Raw genomic sequence first — 6024 nt, forward strand, 5'->3', positions numbered from 1 at the left:
GTATTGTATCCGGTTCCAGCGAGTGCTAAAATCGACTTGTCCAATATTTGTTAATAAATTAAGGAATGTGTGATTATGAAGAAATTTTCGAAAAATGTTCTGCTCGTATCATCCGTTGGTTTAGCCGGGTCTGCATTCGCGGTTACTAATGCCCACCCGGTATTTGCGGCAAGCAATGCTGCTACTAACGCAAACTCAAGCCAGGATGTTGCCAGCGCTCAAACGCAAGTTAACGATGCACAAAAAGAAGTTGACCAAACGCAAAGTCAGTTGAACACGGCTCAAGATCAACTGAGCACGGCCAACAATAATTTGGATCAAAAGAACGCTGATCTGCAAAAGGCAAAGGACGCTGTTGATAACGCAAATAGCAAGGCAGCTAGTGCAAGTAGTGATAATTCATTCGCTCAAAGTCAGCTTGATCAAGCCCAATCTGATGTCGACTCTGCTAATAGCGATTACCAAGATGCAGTAAAAGAAGATAAGGATCAACAGCAAAAAGTTGCTGATGCTGAAAGTGAATTGAAGGATAAGCAAGGCCAGCTTGATGAAATTCATAAGAAGAACAGCGATATAAACACAAAAATCGACTCTGCTAACTCAGATATCAATAATTACCAAAGCCAAATCTCCGACTTACAAAAGAAGAAGGATGAACTGACTCCTAAACTGGATGCCGCTCAACAAGCTCTTAATGCCAAGCAGCCAAAAATTGACGCTGCTACGCAAGACCTGCAAAACGCTCACAAAGACTTGGGTGAAGCAACTTCTACTAATGAGCAACTCATTCTTCCGCAAAGCTACATTGACTATGTAACTGGCAAGTCAACTGACTGGGATACTGCTAAGAAGGATCTGCAAGACGCTATTGCTAACCATAGCTATCCGTTTACTGATGGGGATGCAAGTGACACTGTTTATGATGATCCATCAGCTTTATCTGACTCTGATAGCAAGCGTCTGAGCCTTTATGTCAAGAATCTGATTGATTCGATCAATTCACAAGTTGGCTCACAGGGTAAACTGACTATTACTGATGGTTCTCTTGCATATGCCAAGCGCTACACACAAGAATACCAAAACAGCAACTACGTCTTCAGAAAATACAATGCAATCAAGTCCGCCTCAAGCATCATGGGTCTTGATGAATATGCTGTTATTGGATATGACATCGCTGCTAACAGACAAGTTACAGGTTGGAGTCAAGTAGCTATCAACGGTTACGTACGTACTTATTACAATTATGGAACAACCAAGATGAGTGAAATTGCCAAAGCCGCATTCGATTTGGTTACTCAGCAGTTGGCTAATCCAAGTAACTACAAAAATATTACTGACAGCAACGGTTATTTCTCAGTTGCCGTAACCACCCAGGACGATAAGTTCTATGTTTGCCTTTTGACAATCAACCCTTCTGGCCTCCCAAGCAGCTTCGGTACTAAAGAAGTTTTGCCAGTAAGTAAGGAAGAAATCGCTGCTAAAGAAGATGCAGTTAAAAAAGCTCAAACTGCTTTAGACCAAGCCAAAAATGATGCAAGTCCAGAACAAAGCACCTACGATCAACTCCAATCTCAAAACCAAGAACTGGATCAACAGATCAGTGACTTGCAAGCGAAAATCAATGATGCTCAAAACTCGATTAACGATTTAAGAAGTCAAATTGAAGATGATCGCTTTGCTCAACTAGATGTAAACGTGGCAAACGCTGACTTAACTCAAGAACAATCTGCCGCTCAATTAACTGCCGCTAAAGTTCAAAGTGCTCAAACTTGGTTGAACACTGCCCAATCAACATTGTCATCCGCAAAACAAGGGGTTGATTCGACAAAGGCAGAATTAGATAAAGCAGAATCTGATTTAAACAATGTAAAGCAGAAACTCCAGACGGCTCAACAAGCTTATGATTCTGCATCTAAGACGCAAAGTGAAGCTTCAAAGAAGGTCGATTCTCTAAAGCAACAATTAGAAACTGCTAAAAAGGAGCTTGCACATGCTAAAGTTGAATTAGTTCTTGCTCAAACTAAGCAAAAACAAAGCAGCTCCGACAACAAGCAAAAGTCAGGCAGCTCCAACACCAAGAAGGCCGCTAAGAAGACTACTAAGAAAGCCACTACTAAGAAGAAGTCCACTAAGAAGACTCCAAAGAAGGCCACTAAGAAGTTGACCAAGAAGACTATTAAAAAGTCCTCAAAGAAAGCAAAGTCAACCAAGAAGGCCACTAAGAAGAAGGTTGCCAAGAAGGTGAAGAAGGCTAAGAAAGTTGTTGTCGCAAGCAGCAAGTTTACTAGCTTGAAGGGCAGCAAGAAGGCTTTTGTCGGCAAATGGAAGAAGGCTAAGTCCGTTTCCGGCTACCAAGTTCGCTACAGTACGGCTTCCTCAATGAAGAAGGCCAAGACTAAGAGCACCAAGGTAACTAAACTTAAGGTTTCCGGCTTGAAGAGCAAGAAGAAGTACTACGTACAACTCCGCTCTTACCGCAAGCTCTCCGGCAAGACCTACTACTCTGCCTGGACAAAGGCCAAGACTGTTAAAACTCGTTAATCTAAGAATCAAACCTGATTCCAAACAAAAACAGCTATCTCTGAAGTGAGATAGCTGTTTTTCTAGTTATTAACGATAGCACTCATCGACTCAATCAAGCCCGCGCCATTCAAGGTAACCTTGTCCGCACCATTTTTAATCATATCCGCGACTGCGTCATCATTCTGGTAAACCGTCCAGATTCCATAGTCCACGCCATACTTACGAGCCGCGAGAATATCATCAAGCGTTGTCGTGTCCTTATTGTGGTCAGCGCCAGCCTTTAAGTGAGACAGGAAAATATAGTCGTTGTCCGTCAAGTGGCGGTTGTAAATCCCCATCATGGCAATTTCTTCGCCCCCCGGAATCACATTTCTAACTTCTTCCAGTTCACCAATATTAAAGGAAATCAAAGTCGTCTGCTTCTGCATCCCTGCTTCGCTAATTTCCTTAACCACCTCTTTCAAGGCCTCCATATTGTTGATGTTCTTCAACTCCAAAAAAGCTTCCTTGCCATACTTCTTGCAGATGTCTAAGTATTGACGCAAAGTTGGTACGCGAAGATCATCATAAACCTTATCCTTATCGACGCCATCCAGCACACCCTTGATCTTGTAGTTTTCCACCTGGTCAAAAGGAATATCGTTGATTTTCTTACCATAGTTTGGATCATCCGCGCTGATATTGGTTGTCCGCGCCAAAGTATTATCGTGCATGATAACCAGCTTGTTGTCTGACGTATTAACCACGTCGGTTTCAATCCCCCAAATCCCGGCTTCCCCGCCAGCCTTTTCAAAAGCCAGGGTCGTGTTTTCCGGATACTTGGTGCTATAGCCCCGGTGGGCGATAAACTTGACCTCCGCCTTAGCCAGGCCAGAAGTGCTCTGCGTCTTTACATCAACATTTTCCATCCGGATCAGCTTAGCAATATCAGCAATCTCGCTTTCTTCAATTGCTGCCTGGTTGCTCTTTCTCACCATGATTAGGTACTTGTAGCACGGGTCCAGGATAATCCCCTGCTTTGACCAGTTGGCCTGCACGCCGACATAACTTGGCTTTTCATCATCCGTGTATTTAAGGGCCTTAATCTGGTAGTCAAAGTAATTATCCAAAGCCAGATACTTAGTTTGGTCAGCCTTGATATAGTCAACCGTCGTCAGCTCATTCTTGCTTTGGTAAAAATTCCCCGCGCTATCCAGGCCCCACAAGCCCAAGTCCCTTTCCGGTTTCTCACTTGCCGGCAGCTTACGGTACTGGGCGTACAAAGTAACATTCTTTAAGGCATAGCTAGCCCCCAGATCATACTTTTCGCCACTCCCATCCGCTTGAGTGTTAAAGGAATCGAGAACGTAGCCAGGTTTACTAAATCCTGTCTCTGGCAAGGTAATTTTGTCACCTTCCTGCTCATGCAGAGTGATATTTTTTCCAAAGCCCTGGTTGGCGTCAATTTGAATAGTGTAATTTTCCAGCTTGCGGTACTGGGCCCACAAGGTCGTGCTCTTCTTAAAAGTGTAGGCCTTGCCGAGCCGATACTTCTTCCCCTCTCCATTTGTGGCAACGGTATAGTTTAAGAACTTGTAGCTTTCCCGGTCAAAGCCAGTCTTTGGCAGAGTAACTTTCTTGCCTAAGGTAAAAATCTTCTTTTGCCGGCGGCCAGACCCGTCATTGGAGGCAAAAGTCAGCGTTCCCTTAGCTGCAGTAACTTTAACCATGCAGACGTAGCTCTTCTTACCGTTTTTAGCAGTAATCTTGGCTGTCCCGGCCTTGACTGCCTTGACCCTGCCCTTAGAAGAGACTGTTGCTATCTTCTTGTTGGAACTTCTCCAAGTCGTCTTCTTCTTGCTGTTTTTCAGATACAAGCGGGCAGTTTTCCCTTGCAGCAGGCTTAACTTTTTCTTATTTAAAGAAACTTTGGCCTTTTTTACTTTCTTGGCCGTCTTTTTCTTCTTACTCGTCTTAACCTGCCGGGACTTGGCCGTCTTTCTCTTCTTACTCTTCTTAACCTGCCGGGCCTTGGCCATATTTCTCTTCTTACTCGTCTTAACCTGCCGGGACTTGGCCGTCTTTTTCTTCTTACTCGTCTTAACCTGCCGGGCAGCTTGCACTGGCTGCAACGGCTCCAGCTGCTGCCCAATCCCCAAAGTCAGCAGGATAGCTGAGGCCAGTAGCAACTTTTTGCTATCTTTCCGTTTCTTCAAAAATTCACTCCATTTTCTTTTCCTGTATACTAGATTAACATCTCTATTCTAGCCTATTTTGCCTAAATAAAACAAAAACTAATCAACTACCCCAGAATAAATTCTGAGGTTTGCAGTCTCATCTATTGCTAGATAGTGGTTATAGTGTCTCGCAACTTCCACCTGTGAGACCGCATCGTCGGGCAGTTGACGGTGCCCGCTCCATGCCAAGTACTACTCAGCAGATGCTTGTTTGTTAAATTGGGGAGCTTCTTCACCACTGCGGTAGAGTGTCCCTAAAAGCTGGATGTTCATTGCAGCCAGTCTATCATCGTTTGACTTGTAGCCACAACGATCACAAACATACAAGTGCAGCTTGTGATCCCGATTTTCCTTGTGGATCCGCCCGCATTTTGGGCAGCGCTGACTGGTGTATTTGGCTGGAACTTTGACTACTATCGAGGAGTTCAGATTAGCTTTATAAGTCAAAAACTGTTCAAACTGATAGAAAGCCCATGATACCATCTCATAGCGCTTATCTTTAGCTGTCTGTTCAGTTGCAAAACGTACGTCGGTTAAGTCTTCCAAGGCAAAGATAGTCTCAGCCCCGTAATGGTCAATAAGTGTCTTAGTTAAGCGATGATTTACATCACTCATCCAGCGGTTCTCTCGCTGACCAATTCGCTTAAGACGACGCTTGGCGGACTTAGTACCTTTTGACTGAAGCTCAGCCCGCAATTTCTTGTACTTGCGTCTAGTGCGCAGTACCTTCTCGCCACTATAAAGCAGAGTTTTGCCCGTTTCATCATAGCAAGCAGCTAAGAAGCGCAATCCTCGGTCTATTCCGACGACATGTTTTGCCTCTTCTGGAGAATATTCCGGTAACGTGGTAGTAGCGCTAATATGAACGTACCAATTCTGCTTTGATTGAAGAAGCTTGATTGATCCAAACTTCCATTTGTCAGCATCAAGATATTGATTAAAGCCTTTGCATACAAATGAGACTTTCTTTCTTCCTTGCAGGGTGTTTAAAGACAGCTGCTGGGTAGTAGACAGGTAAGACCAGTCACGGCTACGTTGCAAGTCAAGTTGCGGACGTTTGAATTCAATCGACTTCCAAAGCCAATCAAGATCACGGGAAAATTGAGACCAGATAGCATGACCTTTACTGTCTTTTTTGCCAGTATCAAAGTGATATGGCTTTTGATTAAGCTGTGTTCTGACAGTCTTATAGCGGGCAATAACATTTCTGATTGCCGACTGTGCCATCTGGCTTTTAAGGCCGAACTGGTCTCTAATTTCATGATAGAGAGCTTTGTTCAGTTTT

At 44.0% G+C, this 6024-nt stretch carries 3 protein-coding genes; 1 reads left to right on the forward strand and 2 read right to left on the reverse strand.

The genetic code is table 11. From position 1 onward, the window contains the following. The first annotated feature begins 75 nt into the window (after nt 1-75). Nucleotides 76-2541 (forward strand): SEC10/PgrA surface exclusion domain-containing protein, encoded by a 2466-nt coding sequence (locus Q0J41_RS00800; protein ID WP_296224887.1) that lies wholly within the window; start codon nt 76-78, stop codon nt 2539-2541. A gap of 62 nt (nt 2542-2603) precedes the next feature. On the opposite strand, the gene Q0J41_RS00805 is transcribed toward Q0J41_RS00800, so the two are convergent. Together Q0J41_RS00805 and Q0J41_RS00810 are read right to left on the reverse strand one after the other, a co-directional pair. Continuing rightward, a complete protein-coding gene (locus tag Q0J41_RS00805; protein WP_296224890.1) occupies nt 2604-4718 on the reverse strand; it encodes a glycerophosphodiester phosphodiesterase family protein in 2115 nt (704 codons plus the stop codon). 213 nt (nt 4719-4931) lie between these two features. Further along, on the reverse strand, nt 4932-6024 hold a 1093-nt coding region (locus Q0J41_RS00810), incomplete at its 5' end, for a transposase (RefSeq protein ID WP_296224892.1).

It is taken from the genome of uncultured Lactobacillus sp., assembly GCF_944327175.1.
In the GTDB taxonomy this organism is placed as follows: domain Bacteria; phylum Bacillota; class Bacilli; order Lactobacillales; family Lactobacillaceae; genus Lactobacillus.